Here is a 21,544-nt window from a genome sequence, read left to right as displayed (position 1 = left end):
GTAAATCGCTGTATTTAACTATTCTAAATGATTTATGAAAAAATATAGTAGGGTGCGTTAGGCGCAAGCCGTAACGCACCATTATCACTATAAAATACAAATATTATGAATATTAATTCCCAACATCATCTGAGTACGATTATTTTAGCAGGTGGAAAAAGCACTCGCATGGGTAGAGATAAAGCCTTAATTCCCATTCAATCTGTACCCATGTTGCAATTAATTTGTAATATAGCTGAAGCTTGTACTGATAAAGTTTATATAGTAACTCCTTGGCCAGAACGATATCAAGAATTGCTAATACCTAAAAGTGAGTTTATTCGAGAAGTTCCTTTACCTGGAGAAACGGGAAATGAATCTCGTACCCATGGACCACTTGTAGGTTTTATGCAAGGGTTAGCAGCAGTAGAAACTGATTGGGTTTTGTTATTAGCTTGTGATTTACCAAATTTACGGCTAGAAATATTACAGAAATGGATATCTAAATTAGATATAATTCCAGAAAATACTCAAGCCGCTTTGGTACAAGATAATCAAATTTGGCAACCTTTATGCGGTTTTTATCGCAGTCGTTGTTTACCAGAACTAAATCAGTATATTAAAGCAGGTGGACGTTCTTTTCAACAATGGTTAAAGGCTTATACTATAGAAGTATTACCTTTAGAATATCCAGAAATGTTATTTAATTTTAACAGTCCTGACAAACAATAATATTTAGATCTCCTCTGGATATCGTCACATCAAGATGAGTAATTTCTCTCTATATTTTTGCAAGCAATTGTTTTATAATCAAAAAGTTGTATTAATTAAATTTAAAATTATCTCGTTGTTAATAGAGATATAAAAATTTTAATCAGGGGAATCTATTGAGAATAATTAAATCTGTGTAAATAGGCTTAATTTATAGTGTGATATTGATGGCTGATGACTCAATTTTCTAACCGATTAGAGTATACCAATTATGACATCTAGCATTACAGATTCAGCAGTAAAAGCGGCTTTAACAGCCATGGATTCCGAGTCAGCAACAACAGCAGAAAAAATTGAAATGCTGATAGAAATGGCACAAGGATTTCAAAAAAAGCCGAAAACAGCCCAAGATTTACACAATGCAATTGACCTATTTAACCGTGCATATCAGATGTGTGGTGAGGAGTATATTTTACTGAAAGCACGGGCTAAGGTAGGGATAGCAGGGACATTACAGATGATTCCTGATGGTGGTTCCCAATTGTTGCAACAAGCGCGGGCAGATTATGAGGAAGCTTTGCCCCTTTTACAACAATTTGCGACAGCGGAGGAAATAGCAGAAACCCAGATGAATTTGGGGTTAGTTTTACAGTCTTTAGTTCCCGACAATTTGGCGCGGATAACTGAGAGTATTCACGCTTACCATGAGGCTTTGCGGGTGTTTACTTGTGAGAATTATCCACAGGAATATGCGATTTTATATAATAACATAGCGATCGCCTATCTTTCTATGCCCATGTCATCACAAGGGGAATCATTCCGTCAAGGTTTAGCAGTCCAGTCTTTTGAAACTGCTCTTAAACATATTAATTTAATTGAGCATCCTCGAGAATATGCAATGTTGCAAAATAACTTAGGAAATGCTTTACAATATTTAGTAAGTTCCCATCCTGTGGACAATAATTTACGGGCTGTTTTCGCCTACAATGAAGCTTTAAAAGTGCGTAATCTTCAAGATACACCATTAGAATATGCTAATACAATTTCTAACAAAGCTAACCTTCTCTTCAACTTACCTGACGACCCTGAAAAACCAGAATTAGGGAATCCCAAAAATCTGTTACAAGCAGAAGAATACTATCAAGAAGCTTGGCGAATATTTACAGAACATAAGCAATTAGAACAAGCTGAAATGGTAGCCAAAGCACTACAAGATTTAACTGCGGAAATCCAAGCATTTGCATTAAATTAACCCCAAAATAGGAGAATAGCTATGTTTGTTTTTTTTCATGATCCAGTATTAATTAAATTTCTGCATAGTTTGAATACAGAATTAAATCTCACCACAGGATTTATTTGGTTAATTATTGCTGCAATTTTATCAATGATTGGTGGTGCAATTGGGGGAATAATTCTTGCAGGTAAAGATATAGGATATCAATTTTCCGCCATAATTGGTAGCTTATTTGCACCAGCAGGAGTAATTCCTGCGGTAATTTTAGGGTTATTTATCCTCAATGTATTAGCCAATCATTAGGAGTATATATGTTAGAACTAAGTTGGTTTTCTATTCAGTTATTTTTCAAAGGTAAACTATTCCGTGACCCTATATATTTTCTGCGTCAAACTATTATTGCTAGTAGTATTGGCACGGTTATATTAGTATTACTAGCACAAACATCACTTCCCCTTTGTATTCCCATTACTGTAGCTAGTTTAACTACAGGTGCAATTATGCCTTTTTTGTTGCAAGACTTTAGAATGAAATGAGTTATTAATAATCACATGAACCCCACCCCCAACCCCCTCCCCGCAAGCGAAGAGGGGGCTATGATGTGCGTCATAATAGTAGAAAATACTGTATATTACGTGCAATGTCTTAACCCTATGATCAAGTAAATAAATAATGAATAATCTTGAAGAATTAATTACAGATATCAATCGCTTTGAAGCGATTATTGCTAACTGGGATGAAAGTCAACGTTGTGTAGCTGTAGGGTTAAAAACTGCAATTGAATCTCTCCATAAAGCAGCATTAACTAATTTAATTAAAAGTCTTAAAAAAGAAAATATATCAGCTTTACGTCAAGCTGTAGATGATGAAATTGTTTATGCAGTTTTGTTATATCACGACTTAGTTAAACCTCCATTATCAGAACGTATCCAAACAGCATTAGCAGAAGTTCGTCCTAGTTTACAAAATCATCAAGGGGATATAGAATTAGTCGCAATTAAACTACCTGATACAGTTGAAGTTCAATTAATTGGTAGTTGTAGTAATTGTGCTACTTCTACCTTAACGTTAACTCAAGGAGTCGAACAAGCCATTAAAAAACATTGTCCGGAAATTACTAAAGTAGTTGCTGTTAAGCATAATTCTTCTACTACTTCTACTCCTAACTCTACAGAGTTCCATTGGGTAAAAGCAGCAACGTTAGATCAAATAATTGAAAATCGTATTTTAGCAGTTAGAGTTAATAATCATGATGTCATTTTGTGCAAACAAGGTGATAATATTAGCTGTTATCAAAATTCTTGTTCTCATTTAGGCTTTCCTTTAGATAAAGGTAAGGTGGAAAAAGGAATTATTACTTGTTCCGCACATGAATTTCAATATGATTTAAAGACGGGTGAATGTTTAACAGTTCCAGATATTTCACTTCAAAGCTATGAAGTCAAAGTTAAACATGATAACGTTTATATAAAAGTCTAGATTTTAGATAAATTTTAAATTTTAGATCCCCGACTTCTTAAAGAAGTCGGAAATCTTTGCTAAATGTAATATAAACCTAACCCCCCAACCCCCTTCCCTGCGAGGGAAGGGGGAGTCAAAGCCTCTCCCCTAGTAGGGGAGAGGTTTGGAGAGAGGTTTTATATTTAATTAGTCAAAGTTAAACATGATAACGTTTATATAAAAGTCTAGATTTTAGATAAATTTTAAATTTTAGATCCCCGACTTCTTAAAGAAGTCGGAAATCTTTGCTAAATGTAATATAAACCTAACCCCCCAACCCCCTTCCCTGGGAGGGAAGGGGGAGTCAAAGCCTCTCCCCTAGTAGGGGAGAGGTTTGGAGAGAGGTTTTATATTTAATTGTGCAAAACTACTTATTAAAATTTAAAAATATATGCTATCCTCAAAGGAAAATTATTTATTAATTTCCCAGGGATTATGTCTGAATTTAACAACTACATTCAAGACTTGCAAGAAAATATTAAACGCGGTGGAGAACGCAGTCATTACCCCAGCCTACAACGTCTAATTGAGGGTTTAATGATTGGTGTTAATGCCAGAATTGAAGAAAAAGGCAACCAAGCAGGAATCCCTGATTTAACTATCAGAAAAAATGATCGAATTTTGGGATATATAGAAGCTAAGGATATTAATATTGATTTAAGTAAAATCGAAAAAACTGCACAACTCAAACGTTATTTAGAATCAAATATTGGTTATAACTTGATTTTAACTAATTATCTAGAATTTCATTGGTATGTAGACGGAGAATGTGAAAAAACTGCTAAATTAGCTGATTTAGAACAAGGTGAAATTATTCTGGTTAATGATTTACAGCCTATTAGAGAATTACTACAATCATTTCTGAATCAAAAAGCCAAAGATATTAATAACTATTATGATTTGGCTAAAGAAATGGCAGCTTATACTAAAACAATTAGAAACGCTATTCAATCATCTTTAGAAATAGAAACCACAATAGAAGAATTAAATCTATTAAAAGAAACATTTAAAAAGTTACTCCTTTTAGATATAGATAATGATAAATTTGCAGATATGTATGCCCAAACTATTGCTTATGGTTTATTTACCGCAAAAATTGGTCACGCACAAAACCCTGGACAATTTGCATTTAGTCGCACAACAGCAAGTATTTATATTAGTGATAGAATTCCTTTTTTAAAAGGTTTATTTGATTTGGTTTTAGGAACTGATAGTGTTAGTAAAATTCATAAATCAATTGAAAATTTAATAGACTTATTTAACACAATAGATATGACCAATATTTTAGAAAACTTTGGTCAAGAAACCCGCACACAAGATCCAGTCATTCACTTTTATGAAACATTTTTAGCCGCTTATCAAGCTTCATTAAGAAAAAGTCGAGGAGTTTATTATACTCCTGAACCTGTAGTTAATTTTATTGTTCGTGCTGTTGATGATATTTTAGATAAAGTCTTTGATTTACAATATGGTTTAGGAAATCGCAAAGTAACTATTCTTGACCCCGCAACCGGAACAGGAACTTTTTTATATGCAGTTATTAAACAAATTCGTGATAATGTCAAAAAATATGGTATTGATAATTGGAATAGTTTTTTAAGAGATACAAAACTTGTAAACCGTTTATTTGGGTTTGAGTTATTAATGACTCCTTATACTATAGCGCATTTAAAATTAGGTTTATTATTAGGAGATTTAGGTTATAAATTTGCACCAGAGGAAAGATTAAAAGTTTATTTAACAAATGCGTTAGAAGAAGGAATAAAGGAAGGAGATTTAATTCCTGGTATTACTCAAATAATTGCGGAAGAATCAAGTCAAGCAGGAAAAGTAAAAACAGAAATTCCGGTAATGGTGGTATTAGGAAATCCTCCCTATTCTGTCAGTTCTCAAAATGCTAGTAAACGCAAAAGAGTTTTAAATCAAGATGAAAGATATTTAGCAGATGTTGAATATACTGGTTTAGTTTGGAATCGGATTTATAAAACTGGAAAAGCAGGTAAAACTATTACGGAATTAACCCATATTGGGGAACTTTTGGAATCATATAAAGGTAGAGTCAGGTTAGAAAAAGAAAAGAATATTCAACCTTTAGATGATGATTATATTAAATTTATTCGTTTTGCTCAAGATCAAATTCAAAAAAATCCTAAAGGCTATGGTATTATTGGATTTATTACTAATCATTCCTATCTTAATGGTTTAATTCATCGAGGTATGAGAGAAGAATTATTAAAGTATTTTGATACTTTATATATCATGGATTTACATGGTAATTCTTTATTAAAAGAAACCACTCCAGAGGGAAATATTGATCAAAATGTGTTTGATATTCAACAAGGTGTAGCAATTTTAATTGCTGTGCGCGAAAAAAGCGAACCTGATTATTTTTCTACGGCTTATAAATCCAGAGACGCAAGAGCCGAAATGGCTAAGGTCTTATATTATGATCTGTGGGGAAGTCGTGAGGAGAAATATAAGTTTTTAGACTCTGCAAGTTTAGATAGTGTTAATTGGATAGAGGTACAACCGACTGAACCAAATTATTTTTTTGCACCGAAAAATTTTGATTTAGCAACGGAATATAATCAAGGGTGGAATGTTACAGATATTTTTCCTGTAAATTCAACAGGGGTTACAACTCATAGAGATCATTTTGTGATAGATTTCGATTTAGATAAACTTCATAAACGAATAGAAGATTTTATAGACCTACAAATCACAGATGAACAAATATCTAAAATCTATGATTTAAAAGATACTCGTGACTGGAAACTTTCTTTAAAGAGATTATCATTAACTAAAAACTTAAAATGGAAGAGTTATTTTACTACATATTTATATCGTCCATTTGATAAAAGATTTTATTATCATCATAAAGATGTTGTCGAACTGACTAAACATGAAGTTATGAGAAATTTACAATTTGATAATTTATCATTAATTTTATGTCGTCAGCAAAAAGAGATAGGGTTTCAACATTGTTTCGTTTCTCAAAATATAGGAGACGGTAATAGTATATCAATTAATTCAAGAGAACGGAGTTACTATGTTCCTCTATACACTTACCCTAATACAGAAAATGATCAAACTAACTTATTTTTAGAAAAAACTCCTAACCTATCCCCAAAATTCCTAGAAGCTATCAAAGAAAAACTTGGTAAAATACCCACCCCAGAGGAAATATTTTACTATGCTTATGCTATATTCCACAGTCCCACCTATCGCACTAGATACGCTGAATTTCTGAAAATAGATTTTCCTCGTCTTCCTTTAACCAGTAATCAAAAACTCTTTCACGAATTAGCTATCAAAGGAGAAGAATTAGTTAATTTACATTTAATGAAATCAGATATACTTAATAGCTTAACTACAACATACCAAGGAATAGAAGAGAATCAAGTTAGCGAAGTTACCTATAATTCAGAATTGCAAAGAGTGTATATCAATAAAGCAAGCTATTTTACCGATATTCCCTCACATATTTGGGAATTTAAAATTGGTGGATATCAAGTATTAGATAAATGGTTAAAAGACCGAAAAAACGCCAACCGAAAATTATCTATTGAGGAAATTAACCATTATCAAAAAATTGTCATTGCTTTGACGGAAACTTTACGATTAATGCAGGAAATTGATAGAATTATTCCAGGTTTTCCCATAGATTAATGAAGTTTTGAATCAATATCCATGTCTTCTTTTTTCTATTTTTAATAAATAATCAATTGACATTATAAATCGGGGATATTATTTAGAGTAAAACGTGCTATAATCAATAAATATGGCTCTACCTTTAGAGGATGTTTTAAAAGTTTTCAAGGTATAAATTAACCCCTCTCCAAACCTCTCCCCGAAGCGGGGTGAGGCTTTGAAAACCCCCTTCCCAGCCTTCGGCACGCTGCGCTAACGTAGGGAAGGGGGGTAGGGGGGTTAGGTTTTTGGAGATTATTGGTTTTATTTAATACTTTTCAAACACCCTCTTATGTAAAACAACATTTACGGAATTTTGTTGGGTTGCGCTGTCGCTTAACCCAACCTACAAGAACTACAAATAGTAAACTTGGTATAGTCTTTATATTTGAGGTCAAACTCATGTTGCAACTACAAATTAAATCCGATTCTTCCGATATTGAAATTGTCCAAAACCTAGTGCGGTCAGCTATTGAATCCGAAATTAAAAACTTAAAACGTTCACTAGAAAAAACTAATAAATTACTTATGGAATTTGAAGCAAAATATCAAGTTTCGTCGGAGTTTTTTTTCGCCAATTGGACAACAGAAAATCTTGCAGGTGGTGACGAAGAATATGTAACTTGGGCTGGAGAGATAAAAATTAAGAAAAAATTAACCAATTCTCTACAAAAGTTAGAAGCAATTGAATATGTTACTCAACAATTACCAAGCTAATATTGTTACTATTATTCAAAAATATGTGAATGACGGATGGATTTTATCATTTAGCTTTTCGGTTGATTCCAGATCAAATTATGTAGGTTTTATCCAAGGTAATTTAGAATTTTTGCAAGGTTCACGTCTATTTTTTAAAGAATATGTTGACCTTCAAGAATCTATTGAAAAGTTTTCCTATTCATTCCATTATCAAGATCATGAAAATAACTTAATATTTCGTTATGACAACGCAAAGCATAAGCCTGACTTGGGTTATACAGATCATAAACATATCAAAGATAAAATTGTCCAATCTAAAATTCCAGATATTGAACAAGTAATTTTAGAAATTATTAGCAACTATTTAAATAATCCAAAATGATTAATATAATTTAATATCAAAAAAATAGAGAATTATAAATTATTTTATCAAATAAATCAACATTCTGTAAATCCTTTAATCCTGATATGGCTAACGCCACGCTATGCCTTCGGCACACTTCGTGAACGCTATCAGACAAAAATTATCAAGGATTTGGTTGGGTTTCCTTGCGTCAACCCAACCTACGAAATGTTTAACTCATTAAGTCTTGAAATAATGCTGTACTTAAATAGCGTTCACCAAAAGAAGGTTGAATCATGACTATTAATTTACCCGCATTTTCTGGACGTTTACCCACAATAATAGCAGCAGACAAAGCCGCACCAGAAGATATTCCTGATAATAAACCTTCTTCTCTGGCTAATCTCCGTCCATATTCTATTGCTTCTGCGTCGTCAACTTGAATTATTTCATCAATTAGATCTTGACGTAAAACATCAGGAATAAATCCCGCACCAATACCTTGAATTTTGTGAGAACCGGGTTTACCACCTGAGAGAATTGGACTGTTACTAGGTTCTACAGCAATAACTTGAAAACTTGGTTTGCGTTGTTTAATAACTTCCGCAATTCCGGTAATGGTGCCACCTGTTCCTACCCCAGCAATTAAGATATCAACTTCTCCGTCTGTATCTACCCAAATTTCCTCAGCGGTGGTTTCTCGGTGAATTTTGGGGTTAGCTGGGTTGGCAAATTGTTGCAACATAAAAGCATTGGCAGTATTAGCCACAATTTCCTCTGCTTTGTTAATTGCACCTCTCATTCCTTGAGTTCCAGGTGTTAATTCTAAACTTGCACCATAAGCCCTTAACATGGCGCGTCTTTCTTGACTCATGGTTTCGGGCATGGTTAAGATTAACTTGTAGCCACGGGCGGCTGCTACCATTGCTAAAGCAATGCCTGTATTCCCAGAAGTTGGTTCAACTAAAATAGTTTTTCCTGGGAAAATTAAACCTTCAGCTTCAGCGGAAAGGATCATACTCACGCCAATTCTGTCTTTTACAGAGGAGGCAGGATTCATGCTTTCTAGTTTGATAACTATTCTGGCTACCACTCCCTCCGCTTGGGGAATTTTATTCAACTGAATTAATGGAGTTTTCCCAATAAGTTCTGTTACATCTTTAGCAATTCGCATTTATTAACCTCTAAAATTTATATATTAATCTATTTTGGTTAAGTATTTATCTCATTGAGTTTTGATATCAGCCATAACCATTTTACCATAATCTCTGTCTATTATCACAAGAAAATATTCCCAATTGTTAATACCTATAGAGGTTGTTTAAAAAGTATTAGATGAAACCGATAATCTCCAAAAACCTAACCCCCCTGCCCCCTTTCCCTACGTTAGCGCAGCGTGCCGAAGGCTGGGAAGGGGGGTTTCAAAGCCTCTCTCCGCTTCGGGGAGAGGTTTACAAGAGGGGTTTGTTTATACATTAAAAACTTGTTCATTCATTCTCTTAGAATATTTTAATTTTGTTTTTGACTTATTCAAGATATCTTAGGTCTATCTTTGTGATGAGATGCTGTGATTTGAGTACAGTTTGTACTTGTGAATCTTCTCTGCCAAATAACTCAAAGTAATAGCCTATCTGGATTTGGCTTTGAGTACAAAATACCCCGTCCCCTTCCTCAAAAATGCTAGTACCCCACTCGAAAAATACTAGCACCCCTACACCAAATATTTTTTTAAATGCTTGCCAAATCAGGATAACAGGCTATGAGTGCGATCGCAATTATCTTAATAATATTAATTCTACTCACCTAAAGTTGGGACTAAAAGGGCAACTGATATAAACGATATAGGATTTACGCAGAGATTCCCCTCTACCCCCCGAAGTTCCTAAGACGAAAGTCTGACGAATTAGGGGGGACTTCTTACCTCCTATATCTCTCAAAAATTATCTCAATACTGTCTGTATTATCCAATACGAAAAGGACAGAATTTTGTTTTTCGAGGAGATTTTGATCAGCATATTTTGAATTAAAAAAGGTGTAAGAAATAAACCTACTAAAAGAAATTTTCTTGCTAGGTAATTAAGACCTGGTAAGGGAGAATAAACATGAAAATCAAACTTTTAAAAGTGCTTACCGTAAGTTTGGTCACTTTAGCATTGATTTCTCCAGGAGTAGGAGTATTTACTATAGTTTGGGGACAACATAGAGAGTTCGTTAAAACACAGAATTTATCCTGTGAATTGCCGAAAATAAATATAGCATCTCCTCAATTAGTTCCCCAAACAAAAATTATCAATACTCAGCCATCTTTAGTCAAGGTTAAATTGTCTGACAATAATTTTCTACATCAATTAAAAATTGCTGCAAAAAAATATAACTTAGTGACAATTTTGCAATGGTTATTTTTAGTGACACCAATTTGTGTTGGTGTAGGAATTATCGCTTATGACAGATATCTTGTCTACCGGGCTGCTGTATTAAAAGAACACATTGCCATGTTGGAAAAAATGTGGCAACAAAGCATCGAACAGTAATTTTGCAACTTAATCTTCACCATAAACTAAATTATCATGACAGACGAACGCCAAGCACAGTATTTTAATTTAATTGATGAACTTCTTCAATGTCCCAATGGTCAAGAACCAGATGTTTTGGAAGCAAAGCCAGAATTAATTGATTCTGGTTTAGTGCAATCAATGTTACAAGTAGCGACAATGTTTGCTCATCAAGGTAATCAAGATGGAGCGCAATTTTTATTTTTTGTTGCTAAACAATTAGCAAAGGAATTAGGTTTATATCCTGAAGTTTCTCATCAAGTTGTCACTCAGGAGTAATAATGCTATTGACTTCAACTGATGCCGGAAAAATATCATTAGAATTTCTCTTGGCAGATTGGAATATTGCCGATGATTATAGAGATTGGTTTACGATTATCAATTCTCGGTTAATGGGTGAGAGTTGGTACATTGTAGAATTGGGTGTAGAGGGATTACCTGATAGATGGTTTATGCAGGTTTATGACACAGGAGTTTGTGACCCTAACTATACTTTTATTTCCCCAATTTCTGGTGCAGAAGGATATACCGATTTGAGAAGTTTACCAGATATTATTGCTGATGTCTTAGTAGCAGAACGTAATTCTCGATAACAACTTTTAGATATTTATTTAGATCCCCGACTTCTTTAAGAAGTCGGGGATCTTTAATTAATTATATGTTATACTAAATAGAGTTATGGACACTACAGAAAAATCAGTCAGATGATTACTGAAGAGATCCTAGCCCAAGAATTTATCCGAGTCGTTTACGACTATTACCCAACCCTGGGAGAACTCTTAAAAGGCTGCCATGTGAAAGTTATCACTCGCTTTTGGGGACGACCTGCACAACGGTTTCAATATATAGGAATTTATTGTCAAGAAGACATGATGACCTATATTCAAGCCAAAAAAGTAATCCTCAGAGAATTAGCAGAAAATATGGGGCTAATTCAAGTAGTTTGTTTCAATGCCAAACGATTGCTACATGACCCTATGTCGAAGTTAAAGCAGTCTGAACCTCGATTATGGTTGGAGTTGCAATTACTGGCAGCCTAAGAGTTTGTTTGATAGCTTGCGTGGTGTAGCCATAAACTTTTTTGTGTGTGATGTACCTGTAGATCCCCCTAAATCCCCCTTTTTAAGGGGGACTTTGATGGATGTATTCCCCCATTTTTAAGGGGGTTAGGGGGGATCTGAGAGTTTTTGATGCACCATGAGAGACTTTTCAAACATCCTCTAATCTAATATTTGGTTAATAATGAAAACAGGACTTTTCTGTAATTACGAAAATCATCACCTAGATGCTAGACGCACTATATTTGAGCAAGTTTTATTGGTGAAAGAGGCGGAAAGTTTAGGTTTTGAAGAAGCTTGGGTCACGGAACATCATTTTAATGAGTTCAATCTTAGTCCTTCAATTCTGCTGTTATTGGCACATTTAGCGGGTGTTACTTCTAAAATTCGGCTAGGAACTGCGGCTGTATTATTGCCGTTTCATCAACCAATTCGCGTTGCTGAAGATATTGCTACTTTGGATAATCTTTGTAGTGGAAGGCTGGCTTTTGGTGTAGCTAAAGGTGGTCCTTTTCCCCAGCAAAATAAACATTTTGGGGTGACAGCCCAGGAATCTCGCACCCGAATGTTAGAGTCAGTCGCATTGATTCAAAAGCTTTTATATGAAACTGACGTATCATTTAATGGCCAATATTATCAATGCGAAAATCTCACAATTCATCCCCAACCATTGCAAAAACCAATTCCCATATATGTTGCTAGTGGTGACAATGATGCAATTGAATTTGCTGCGAAAAATTCTTTTGGTTTAATGGGTGGTCCGCCTTTTTCTCTGGAAAGATTGCAGAAGACAGTCAATAAATATCGGGAATTTAATTCCAGTGGTGCAGATAAGTTTCTGTTAGCGCGTTTCTTTTTTGTGGGGAAAACTCATGATGAAGCGATGAATGAGGCATTACCTTTTATTCGTCACTTCAGCAAAGAAATGACAGCTAACTCAACTCAAGTAATGCAGAAAAGTCCTCAACAACCAGTATTTGATCGGACAAATATTTGTTTTGATGAAGACTATTTGTTTGAGAATTCAATTATTGGTGATGTCAACACCTGTCGTGACAAAATCAAGAAATTCCAGGACAAATTAAATCTCAGCACACTAGCGTTAAAACCCTCATCTTTTTCTTTGCAAAAAAATCGAGAAAGTTTGCAACGCTACAATCAAGAGGTGCGGAATTATGTCTAAACTTCCCTTGCTTCCTCCCGATGATTTACCTCCTACTAAGGTAACAAAAGAGGATGGAATACTGCATTTGGAGTTAGAACAGTCTATTGGTAGATGTTTTTTCTTTGCGTGCGATCGCATAACTCAAGTATTACTATCTAATTGTCAGTGGTACATGACTACAAATAACACGACTTTGATGTTAATTGTAGACTGTCCCGATATAGTTGCTTATTGGCATATAGTCAGCAATATTCCCCAATTGGGAAATAGACTGGAAAGATTTACTAAAAATGCCAAAATTCGAGTTTATCCTCCTTTTGGCAAAGGTTCACCTTTTGAAATTGGAGTGACCGAAATTTCTGCTTATGGAGATTGGTTATAATTCATAAATCACCAGATCCCCGATTTCTTCAAGAAGTCGGGGATCTATCTTGTTATAATAAAATAAATACAAAAATATATCAGCCATGATTAGTAACTTTGTCAATAATAAAAAAGAACTTTTTGACAGATGGGCAAATAGTTATGATTGGGCATTTCCTTCTTTTATTTACCAAGCTATCCATAAAAGATTACTTACAAAAGTTGAATTATCACCAAATGCAAATGTACTGGATTTAGGTTGTGGAACAGGCAGATTATTAAACAGATTAGCAACTGAGTTTCCTGAAATTACAGCCACAGGATTGGATTTATCTCCCCAAATGTTGCGGGTAGCGAGACAAAAGAACCGCCACCGTCCCCGGTTAATTTATATTGAAGGTAATGCGGAAAATCTTCCCTTTGCTGAGGGACAATTTGATGCGGTTTTTAATACTATCAGTTTCTTACATTATCCTCAACCACAACAGGTTTTAAATGAGATAGCAAGGGTACTTTCTCCTAGTGGTAGGTTTTATTTAGTAGATATTACTTTTAATAACTCATCATCATGTCCAATTACGCCCCATTCTCCTACAGGAATTAGGTTTTATAGCCAAAAACAAAGAGAAGAAATGGGTAATAAAGCAGGTTTAACTTGTTTAGGTCATTATCACTTATTAGGATTTGTGTTATTAACTATTTTTCAAAAATAATCTATTCCTAGGGTGCGTTATTGATAGCGTAACGCACCATTTTCTTATCTTAGATAGTTAGTAGATTTAATATCCCAAGTTTAGACTTCTACCTCTTGAACGACTTCTAAAGGTAATTCTAATATTTCTACAATTTCTTGATCACTTAAACCTAACTGCCTTAATTTTTCGATTTTCTCTATAGTATTTTTATGTTGCTGTAATTTAGAATTACGAGGATTATTTTTATCTGATTTAGTTTTTGGTTGTTTAGAACCAATATTCATACAACCAATTATATTTTGATTAATACTTTTATCACCTAAAAAAATATTTATATTTCCCTGTCGTTCAAGAACAGATTTCAGATTACCTTTATCAACTGGTTCATCAAAAATATCAGATAAAATTTGCAAGAGTTCGTAACCTACATCCTTCGCGTGACCGGCACTACAACCACAAGTTTCAGCAATATCAGCATATTTTTGATATTTTAGTGTTCCTTCAATAACGCCACGTTGTAAGTCGTTGAGATGCTGTCCTGTGTTGAGATAAAGAGCGTCATCCACAAGTTGTAGTAGTTGCTGAACCTGCATATTGATAAATGTAACGCGACATCAGTCATTTTAGCAGACTTTATCCGTATTTTTCAGCTTTTTTCCGTCTGTTTTTAAATTTTTTTTACGATCCGCTTTTTTCCGCTTTTCGCTTGCATAAATTGGTATCATAACTTGGTCTAAATATTACTCATTTGCTGCTTTTAAAACCTGTGCATAGAGTTGACTACTCACACGAAAACCTGCTTGAATAATTAAAGCATCTATTACTGGTTGGACTGTAGGAATAAGCTTTCTTTGCTTGGCAACTAATAGAATACCAAGGATGCCCGTAATAGGCAATCCTAAGCGAGTAGCTTCTCTTCTGCCAAGACGTTCATCAATTAATAATTCATCTGCATCTAATTCTATAACAAGAGCGATCGCCTCAGCTTCACCCCGATCCAAATTGTGATTATTCCGTAATATAGAAATAAGTTCCAGATTTTTTGCTGGTATAACTTCAATCCAATCTAAAGAAAGCACTTCTGCAATGAGATTTTCTTCATCACTAGCATTTATGAGTTCTTCTGCAACTCCTTGAGGAATAATAACTCTGTTGTAAATCTGTTGTAAAAGTGACAAGTAACCAACAATAGCTAGATTGCTCAGGGGTGATGTATCACTAACTACTATCATAACCAACCTTTTGCGCGGAGATGCAGAATATCTTCCTGTAATTCAGCTACATCATAGTGAACACATATCCCACGTTCAGCAAGTAATTTTTGCAGCTTAATTTGATTCATGCTTATTATTTCACTAGCTTTACCTAAGCTGATTTTTTCTTGTTGAAATAGCAAAATTACAATTTCTAGTAAAAGTTGCTTTTCTGATAAACCACTTACCTTGAGGACTTCATCTGAAATTATCATGATTACTTTTGTGAATAGTTTTTTATATCCTAACAAATATGAATTACACTAACCCAGGTTGCTACTTATCTAGTTGAGACTGGTAATGGATAATTGGTAATAAAATCCCAGTTTTAATCTTGTTAATCCTTAAATCCTGGATATCCTGATTCTGACAGTTTCCCTAATAATATTTATATTGTAGCAGTTCTTGAATCTGCATATTGATAAATGTAAGGCGACATAGGTAATTTTAGCAGACTTTATCCGTATTTTTCAGCTTTTTTCCGTCTGTTTTTTAATTTTTTTTACGATCCGCTTTTTTCCGCTTTTCAAGATTAGGTGAGTGGTGTAATTTCGTAGAGATAAATGTGAGCTTGAAATTGGAAAATTTCATCAGAAATAGGAGATAAAAGTGAAACTCAGAAATTTGGTTTCGGTTGTAAGCGCGGGAATACTTGGTTGTATCTCATCTTTCGGATTCACAACTCCAGCAAATGCGGATCTTAATATATGTAGTGAGGCAGGTTCAAAGGCTTTTGTCGCCATCAGTTACAAGGCAAATGGTATAATTTGGTCAAAGGGATGGACAATATTATGTGCCTAAAAAATTAAGTGCTGTTGTTGAACAACTATTACAAAAACAAGAAGATAAACCTATATCAGCAATATACTTTCGTAAAAGTGAAAGCATTAAATCAGTACAATTTTCCATTTGAAAAAGATTTATTTGCTCAGTTTGGAGAAGTTGTGACATTTGCTTCTAAGTGAGTTTAAGTGCTAATCTCAATTCTTGTCGTTTCATTTCTTCACCAATTAAAAATTTAGATTCTTCTGCAATCTTTTGCTGTCTTTCTGGTGATAAGTGTTCTAGTTTTTCCTTTAAAGTTTTCCCCATTGTTTATTCTCACTTTTATTCTGATTGTTTTTTGAGTTGAGCTAAATGTGTATCAAATATTTATTATTTTTAAGACTTCCTTGATTTTTTATTCAAATAAAGAACGAGCTGATTGAGATTGGCGAATAATTGACATTAATGTACCAACTTTAACAGATGTATGATTAGGTACAATAGCAGTCAGAGTAGAATCTCCTATTTGTTTTTGCATAACAATATGACTTCCTTTTTGTCTAACTTCTATAAAGCCATCTGTTTCTAAAATTTTACAGATTTCTTTACCTGATAATATCCGTAATTTACCCAACAGAAACCTCCAAATTGGTAATAAAAATTTCGCTTTTAAGGCGATTTTCTATTTCTGAAGGTGAAGCAAACTCTAAAAATAATTCAATTGCTTCTTTTAAATTATCTTTCGCTTCCTCAATACTGTCTCCTTGACTAGCAATATCTAATTCTGGACAAAGAGAAATATACCCATTATCTTCTTTTTCAATAATGGCAGTAAATCTTTGTTTGATAGTTGGCATTGACTATGTAAACTCCTTAATATCTTTTATTATTATACTGCTGATTGCTGATTGTTCAAAAAATAATTTTTAACCATTCAGCGCTTTTATAGACATCTATAACTATTGTAGAGATGTTTCATATAACTTTCTCTTGACTCAACCAACTATATAAACCTTCCAAACCTTCCCCAGTAGTAGCAGAAACTTGGAAAATTCGGATATTTGGATTTACCTGTTTTGCATATTCAAGACAACGTTGAACATCAAAATTGAGATAAGGTAATAAATCAATTTTCGTTAAAATCATTACTTCACTACTACGAAACATATAGGGGTATTTAATCGGTTTATCTTCCCCTTCTGTCACCGATAAAATTACCACCTTAGCGGCTTCTCCCAAGTCAAATAAAGCCGGACAAACTAAATTTCCAACATTTTCAATCATCACCACAGAATTTAATGGTGGGTTAAGTTCCTGCAAACCCCTTTCTATCATTGATGCGTCCAAATGACAGCCTGTACCCGTGTTGATTTGCACAACTTTACAACCTGTCTTTTTAATCTTTTCTGCATCATTAGTAGTTTCTTGATCACCTTCAATAACGCTAATAGTTAACTTATCTTTTAAATCATTAATGGTCCGAGTTAATAAGGTGGTTTTTCCCGAACCTGGAGAACTCATTAAATTCAAAGCCAGAATATTTCGACCTTTAAACCAACCGCGATTTTGGGCAGCTAATAAGTTGTTTTTACCTAAAATTTCTTGTTCTAAAGATATCGTTGTATTATGAATTTTAGCATGAATTTGGGGTGCTTCTTCATGGTGATGAGAATGGGTAATTACAGTCCCATTTGCTAAAGTATGAGTATGATGATATTCATTTTCCATATTTGTAATTGTCGTTTGATTATGGTCAGAACAACCGCAAGTTACACACATAAATCCTCCACTTCAATTTCTTTGATTTTTAATTCTTCACCAGCTATGATATCTAATTGCACACTACCACATTTACAAATACCAAAAGGTTTATCTATAGGAAATGTATTGCCACACTCACGACACATAGCCATTCCGGGTATTTCTAAAATTTCTAATATTGCCCCCTCAACTATTGTACCTTGGGCGCAAATATCAAAGCAAAACTTAATGGCATCTGGCATAATAGCTGATAATTTGCCAACTTCTAATAATACTCGTTGGACTTTTTTATTTTGGGCATTTTCGCTAACTATGGCGATGATATTTTGGGTTATTCCTAGTTCGTGCATAAAAAAAGAGCAATTAAGAGTTTTCTAGCATTTTCAGAATATGTTTAGCTAAGTTTTCATTAATTTCTCTATGTCTGATAAAAATACAACCTATTTCTTCTAGTTGTTTAATTAAGAGAACTCCACAAAAAAAATGAACTGCTTGCAGCAGCGCTTCGCTATCCAATGGTATTTTGCCCGTCCTTGTATTATTAGCGGGCAAGATGCCCGCACTACAAGAAATTTTGGGATATTTTTTAAATTGGAAGTCTTTAAGTCTCTCCTTTTCACAATAATTCTAACTCCGCTACTTTTCTAAGAGGTGGTTTGATAGCGTTCACGAAGTGTGCCGAAGGCATAGCGTGGCGTTAGCCATAAAGTATTAGATGAAACCGATAATCTCCAAAAACCTAACCCCCCTGCCCCCCTTCCCTACAAGGGAAGGGGGGTTTCAAAGCCTCTCCCCGCTTCGGGGAGAGGTTTGGAGAGGGGTTTGTTTATACATTAAAAACTTGTTCATTCATCCTCTAATAGCCGGAATATTATCACTGCTAAATTCGTGATACAAATCTAATAAATTGTTTTGGAGTTCTTCTAAAGAATTTCCTTGTGTCCAATAATCAGGATATTCTTCTAAGTAACCGATAAACATATCCTCATCTTGCCAATAAATATATTTTCTCTTTTTGATTGTTTCCATAATTACTTAGTTATTTTCTGATTGCAAATAATTATTGTCTAGTATTATATCACTGATTCATAAAATTAACAAATTCGTGGAAGTTGATCTCCTACTAGCATATCAATTATTCTTTCTGCACCAAAGGCTGTTTTTAAGAGAACTATTCCTGGTGGTGTGGGGATAATTTCACCTATGATAGATGCTTGTTTTCCTGTGGGGTGACTTTGCATTGTTGATAAAATTAAATCAGCTTTTTCAGGTGGTGCAACTATGACTAATTTTCCTTCGTTAGCTAAATACAAAGGTTCTAAACCTAATATTTCACAGACTCCATTTACTTCTTCTCGAATAGGAATTGCATTTTCATTAATGCGTATGCCTACGTTTGCTGTCAGGGCAAATTCATTTAATACTGTGGCTAAACCTCCTCTAGTTGCGTCTCGCATGGCATGAATTTCTGGACAAACTTTGATAATTTCAGCTACTAATTCATGTAATGGTTGACAGTCACTTTCTATATCTGTTTCTAGTGCTAATTCTCCTCTAGCAATTAATATCGCTGTACCATGATTTCCAATTTCACCATTAATAATTACTACGTCTCCTGGTTGAATATTGCGGGGAGAAATATCAATTCCTGGAGCAATCATACCAATTCCCGCAGTGTTAATAAACAGTTTATCAGCACAACCACGATTAACAACTTTTGTGTCTCCTGTAACTATTTGCACTCCAGCTTTTTGTGCGGCTTTCTGCATACTAGAAACTACACGACGTAATGTTTCTACTGGTAAACCTTCTTCTAAAATCATGCTACAGGTGAGATATAAAGGTTTTGCACCACTCACTGCTAAATCATTAATTGTGCCATTAATTGCTAGTTCTCCTATGTCTGAACCTGGGAAAAATAAGGGGTCTACTACATAAGAATCTGTGGTAAATGCTAATCTGTTTCCATATTGGGAAAGATTGGCTAAATCAAATGTGGCTTGGTCTTCTAATTGGGAAAGAATGGGATTATCAAAGGTTTTGACAAATACATCATCTATCAAGTCACGCATGGCTTTACCACCGCTGCCATGGGCGAGATTAATATGGGTATCGCGGACTTTTCCCTGCCGACGACGGACTTGCTCAATTTTTTGAAACAGTGGATTTTGATTGGGAATAATTGTCATTTTTAAATTGTTTTATAACTATAAATTTTGTATTTTTGACAGGCAATTTGGACAGTTACATAAGCCCTATAATTTTCCTCAAATTGTGCAATTTAGACTGACAAAGGTGCGGTTGATACACCTGATTTATCTCGTTTAGCCATAGTTGAAAGTCGCCCATATTTGTAATATGCTGCACAAGCACCTTCAGAGGAAACCATACAGGTTCCAATGGGTGTTTCTGGGGTACAAGCTGTTCCAAATACTTTACATTGCCAAGGTTTTAAAACTCCTTTGAGAATTTCTCCACATTGACAAGCTTTATGATCTGCTACTTGTAAATTCGGAATTGTAAATTTAACTTCAGCATCAAATTGGGCATATTCTTCGCGGATTTTAAAACCGGAATTGGGTATTTCTCCTAAACCTCTCCAGGCAAATTTTTCTCGCACTGTAAAAACTTGATTTATAGCTGTTAATGCGTTTTTATTTCCGGCTGGTTCGACTAAGCGATTATATTGATTTTCAACTTGACAACGATTTTCTACTATTTGTTTTAATAACATCCAAATTGATTGGAATATATCTAATGGTTCAAATCCAGAAATAACTATTGGTTTATGATATTCTTGGGAAATAAATTCATAAGGTTCTGTACCTATGACCATACTTACATGACCAGGCCCAACGAAACCATCAAGTTGTAAATCTGGGTTTTCTAATAATGCTTGGAGGGCGGGAATTACTAATACATGATTAGAAAACATACTAAAGTTAGTTATATTTTCTGCGGCTGCTTGGAGGATGGTAAATGCGGTACTGGGGGCAGTAGTTTCAAAGCCTAAACCGAAGAAGACTATTTCTTTATTGGGGTTCTCTTTGGCTATTTTGAGGCTGTCTAAGGGTGAATAAACCATGCGAATATCTGCACCTTGGGCTTTGGCTTGCAATAAGCTGGTTTTTGCACCGGGTACGCGCATTGCGTCGCCAAATGTGGTGAAGATGATGTTGGGGTTTTGACAAAGGGCGATCGCATCGTCTATTCTCCCTTTAGGCATGACACAAACTGGACAACCAGGCCCATGAATTAATTCGATATTATCGGGTAATAGTTCTTCAATTCCGTATTTGAAAATAGCATGAGTGTGTCCTCCACATACTTCCATTATTTTTATATGTTTGTCTATTTGTTGGCTGAGTTTTTGAATTTCTTTTTGGAGAGCTTGGGCTTTTTCTGGGTTGCGAAATTCGTCTACATATTTCATATTAATTTTTAATAAACCACGAAGGGACGAAGGACACGAAGGAAGAAGGAAGAAGGAAGAAGGAAGAAGGAAGAAGAGAATTTAACTACTAATGACTGTTTGGGCTGCTGCTATTTCTTGCAGTAATTGTAATGTTTCTGCTGCTTCTTGTTCGTTGATTCTATTCATTGCAAAACCAACGTGAACTAATACCCAATCTCCTATACATTTTTCTGGGGGGTGTTGTTCGTCTACTATACAAGCTATGTTTATTTGTCTTGTGACTCCTCCAATATTGACTATTGCTAGTTTGTGTTCATGATTGGTTATTTCTGTTATTTGTCCGGGTATTCCTAAACACATT

General features: G+C 34.5%; 29 protein-coding genes. 16 read left to right on the top strand and 13 right to left on the bottom strand.

Annotated features, from left to right (window positions below; translation table 11 throughout):
- Positions 1-105 precede the first annotated feature (105 nt).
- The 8 genes from EZY12_00995 (at position 106) to EZY12_00960 (ending at position 8,195) form a co-directional block, all read left to right on the top strand.
- On the top strand, positions 106-711 hold the full coding sequence (locus tag EZY12_00995) for a molybdenum cofactor guanylyltransferase (GenBank protein QSX68324.1): 606 nt from the start codon (positions 106-108) through the stop codon (positions 709-711).
- Positions 712-961: 250 nt separating this feature from the next.
- Positions 962-1,942 carry a hypothetical protein gene (locus EZY12_00990; GenBank protein QSX68323.1) on the top strand — a complete coding sequence of 327 codons (981 nt, stop codon included), beginning with the start codon at positions 962-964 and terminating at the stop codon, positions 1,940-1,942.
- A 21-nt stretch (positions 1,943-1,963) separates the two neighbouring features.
- A complete protein-coding gene (locus tag EZY12_00985) occupies positions 1,964-2,227 on the top strand; it encodes a hypothetical protein (GenBank protein ID QSX68322.1) in 264 nt (87 codons plus the stop codon).
- An 8-nt stretch (positions 2,228-2,235) separates the two neighbouring features.
- Positions 2,236-2,460: a hypothetical protein gene (locus EZY12_00980; protein ID QSX68321.1), complete on the top strand. Its 225-nt coding sequence runs from the start codon at positions 2,236-2,238 to the stop codon at positions 2,458-2,460.
- Positions 2,461-2,596: 136 nt separating this feature from the next.
- On the top strand, positions 2,597-3,403 hold the full coding sequence (locus tag EZY12_00975; GenBank protein QSX68320.1) for a NifU family protein: 807 nt from the start codon (positions 2,597-2,599) through the stop codon (positions 3,401-3,403).
- A gap of 456 nt (positions 3,404-3,859) precedes the next feature.
- Positions 3,860-7,093: an N-6 DNA methylase gene (locus EZY12_00970; GenBank protein ID QSX68319.1), complete on the top strand. Its 3,234-nt coding sequence runs from the start codon at positions 3,860-3,862 to the stop codon at positions 7,091-7,093.
- 423 nt (positions 7,094-7,516) lie between these two features.
- Positions 7,517-7,831 (top strand): hypothetical protein, encoded by a 315-nt coding sequence (locus EZY12_00965; protein ID QSX68318.1) that lies wholly within the window; start codon positions 7,517-7,519, stop codon positions 7,829-7,831.
- Positions 7,806-8,195, top strand: coding sequence for a hypothetical protein (locus EZY12_00960; GenBank protein QSX68317.1), 390 nt, complete (start codon positions 7,806-7,808; stop codon positions 8,193-8,195). The genes EZY12_00965 and EZY12_00960 overlap by 26 nt, the downstream gene beginning before the upstream one ends.
- A 193-nt stretch (positions 8,196-8,388) precedes the next feature.
- Here EZY12_00960 and cysK read toward each other — a convergent pair whose 3' ends face one another.
- Positions 8,389-9,330, bottom strand: a complete 942-nt coding sequence (cysK, locus tag EZY12_00955) for a cysteine synthase A (protein ID QSX68316.1) — start codon at positions 9,328-9,330, stop codon at positions 8,389-8,391.
- Between the two features lie 928 nt (positions 9,331-10,258).
- Between cysK and EZY12_00950 the strand changes: the two genes are divergently transcribed.
- From EZY12_00950 to EZY12_00920, 7 genes are all read left to right on the top strand, one after another.
- Positions 10,259-10,687, top strand: a complete 429-nt coding sequence (locus tag EZY12_00950) for a hypothetical protein (protein QSX68315.1) — start codon at positions 10,259-10,261, stop codon at positions 10,685-10,687.
- Positions 10,688-10,723: 36 nt separating this feature from the next.
- Positions 10,724-10,987: a hypothetical protein gene (locus tag EZY12_00945; protein QSX68314.1), complete on the top strand. Its 264-nt coding sequence runs from the start codon at positions 10,724-10,726 to the stop codon at positions 10,985-10,987.
- A gap of 2 nt (positions 10,988-10,989) precedes the next feature.
- Positions 10,990-11,301 carry a hypothetical protein gene (locus EZY12_00940; protein ID QSX68313.1) on the top strand — a complete coding sequence of 104 codons (312 nt, stop codon included), beginning with the start codon at positions 10,990-10,992 and terminating at the stop codon, positions 11,299-11,301.
- Between the two features lie 111 nt (positions 11,302-11,412).
- Positions 11,413-11,748: a hypothetical protein gene (locus tag EZY12_00935; protein ID QSX68312.1), complete on the top strand. Its 336-nt coding sequence runs from the start codon at positions 11,413-11,415 to the stop codon at positions 11,746-11,748.
- A gap of 202 nt (positions 11,749-11,950) precedes the next feature.
- Positions 11,951-12,949, top strand: coding sequence for an LLM class flavin-dependent oxidoreductase (locus EZY12_00930; GenBank protein QSX68311.1), 999 nt, complete (start codon positions 11,951-11,953; stop codon positions 12,947-12,949).
- Positions 12,942-13,313, top strand: a complete 372-nt coding sequence (locus tag EZY12_00925; GenBank protein ID QSX68310.1) for a hypothetical protein — start codon at positions 12,942-12,944, stop codon at positions 13,311-13,313. The genes EZY12_00930 and EZY12_00925 overlap by 8 nt, the downstream gene beginning before the upstream one ends.
- 85 nt (positions 13,314-13,398) lie before the next feature.
- Entirely contained in the window at positions 13,399-14,007 is a 609-nt protein-coding gene (locus EZY12_00920) for a class I SAM-dependent methyltransferase (GenBank protein QSX68309.1), read from the top strand.
- A gap of 80 nt (positions 14,008-14,087) precedes the next feature.
- Here EZY12_00920 and EZY12_00915 read toward each other — a convergent pair whose 3' ends face one another.
- The 3 genes from EZY12_00915 to EZY12_00905 all read right to left on the bottom strand — a co-directional run bounded on the left by EZY12_00915 (position 14,088) and on the right by EZY12_00905 (position 15,457).
- Complete coding sequence (locus EZY12_00915) at positions 14,088-14,582, bottom strand: hypothetical protein (protein QSX68308.1); 495 nt, start codon at positions 14,580-14,582, stop codon at positions 14,088-14,090.
- Positions 14,583-14,729: 147 nt separating this feature from the next.
- On the bottom strand, positions 14,730-15,221 hold the full coding sequence (locus tag EZY12_00910; protein ID QSX68307.1) for a DUF3368 domain-containing protein: 492 nt from the start codon (positions 15,219-15,221) through the stop codon (positions 14,730-14,732).
- Positions 15,218-15,457, bottom strand: coding sequence for a UPF0175 family protein (locus tag EZY12_00905; GenBank protein QSX68306.1), 240 nt, complete (start codon positions 15,455-15,457; stop codon positions 15,218-15,220). The genes EZY12_00910 and EZY12_00905 overlap by 4 nt, the downstream gene beginning before the upstream one ends.
- Positions 15,458-15,851: 394 nt before the next feature.
- Between EZY12_00905 and EZY12_00900 the strand changes: the two genes are divergently transcribed.
- Positions 15,852-16,043: a DUF1036 domain-containing protein gene (locus EZY12_00900; protein QSX68305.1), complete on the top strand. Its 192-nt coding sequence runs from the start codon at positions 15,852-15,854 to the stop codon at positions 16,041-16,043.
- 379 nt (positions 16,044-16,422) lie between these two features.
- On the opposite strand, the gene EZY12_00895 is transcribed toward EZY12_00900, so the two are convergent.
- From EZY12_00895 to EZY12_00855, 9 genes are all read right to left on the bottom strand, one after another.
- Positions 16,423-16,641 (bottom strand): type II toxin-antitoxin system HicA family toxin, encoded by a 219-nt coding sequence (locus EZY12_00895; GenBank protein ID QSX68304.1) that lies wholly within the window; start codon positions 16,639-16,641, stop codon positions 16,423-16,425.
- A complete protein-coding gene (locus tag EZY12_00890) occupies positions 16,634-16,864 on the bottom strand; it encodes a type II toxin-antitoxin system HicB family antitoxin (GenBank protein QSX68303.1) in 231 nt (76 codons plus the stop codon). The genes EZY12_00895 and EZY12_00890 overlap by 8 nt, the downstream gene beginning before the upstream one ends.
- Positions 16,865-16,982: 118 nt before the next feature.
- Positions 16,983-17,786, bottom strand: coding sequence for a hydrogenase nickel incorporation protein HypB (gene hypB, locus EZY12_00885; GenBank protein ID QSX68302.1), 804 nt, complete (start codon positions 17,784-17,786; stop codon positions 16,983-16,985).
- A complete protein-coding gene (gene hypA, locus EZY12_00880; protein QSX68301.1) occupies positions 17,777-18,118 on the bottom strand; it encodes a hydrogenase maturation nickel metallochaperone HypA in 342 nt (113 codons plus the stop codon). The genes hypB and hypA overlap by 10 nt, the downstream gene beginning before the upstream one ends.
- Positions 18,119-18,131: 13 nt before the next feature.
- Positions 18,132-18,284: a hypothetical protein gene (locus EZY12_00875; GenBank protein ID QSX68300.1), complete on the bottom strand. Its 153-nt coding sequence runs from the start codon at positions 18,282-18,284 to the stop codon at positions 18,132-18,134.
- Between the two features lie 333 nt (positions 18,285-18,617).
- Entirely contained in the window at positions 18,618-18,800 is a 183-nt protein-coding gene (locus EZY12_00870; protein ID QSX70465.1) for a hypothetical protein, read from the bottom strand.
- 62 nt (positions 18,801-18,862) lie between these two features.
- On the bottom strand, positions 18,863-19,957 hold the full coding sequence (gene hypE / locus EZY12_00865; protein QSX68299.1) for a hydrogenase expression/formation protein HypE: 1,095 nt from the start codon (positions 19,955-19,957) through the stop codon (positions 18,863-18,865).
- 92 nt (positions 19,958-20,049) lie between these two features.
- The gene (gene hypD / locus EZY12_00860; protein ID QSX68298.1) at positions 20,050-21,201 is read right to left on the bottom strand and encodes a hydrogenase formation protein HypD; all 1,152 of its coding nucleotides are present in this window, start codon (positions 21,199-21,201) and stop codon (positions 20,050-20,052) included.
- An 81-nt stretch (positions 21,202-21,282) separates the two neighbouring features.
- Positions 21,283-21,543 (bottom strand): HypC/HybG/HupF family hydrogenase formation chaperone, encoded by a 261-nt coding sequence (locus EZY12_00855; protein ID QSX68297.1) that lies wholly within the window; start codon positions 21,541-21,543, stop codon positions 21,283-21,285.
- Position 21,544: the final 1 nt, after the last annotated feature.

Origin of the sequence: Dolichospermum sp. DET69, from assembly GCA_017355425.1 — a bacterium.
In the GTDB taxonomy this organism is placed as follows: Bacteria; Cyanobacteriota; Cyanobacteriia; order Cyanobacteriales; family Nostocaceae; genus Dolichospermum.
This window is presented reverse-complemented; position numbering and strand designations above follow the sequence as displayed.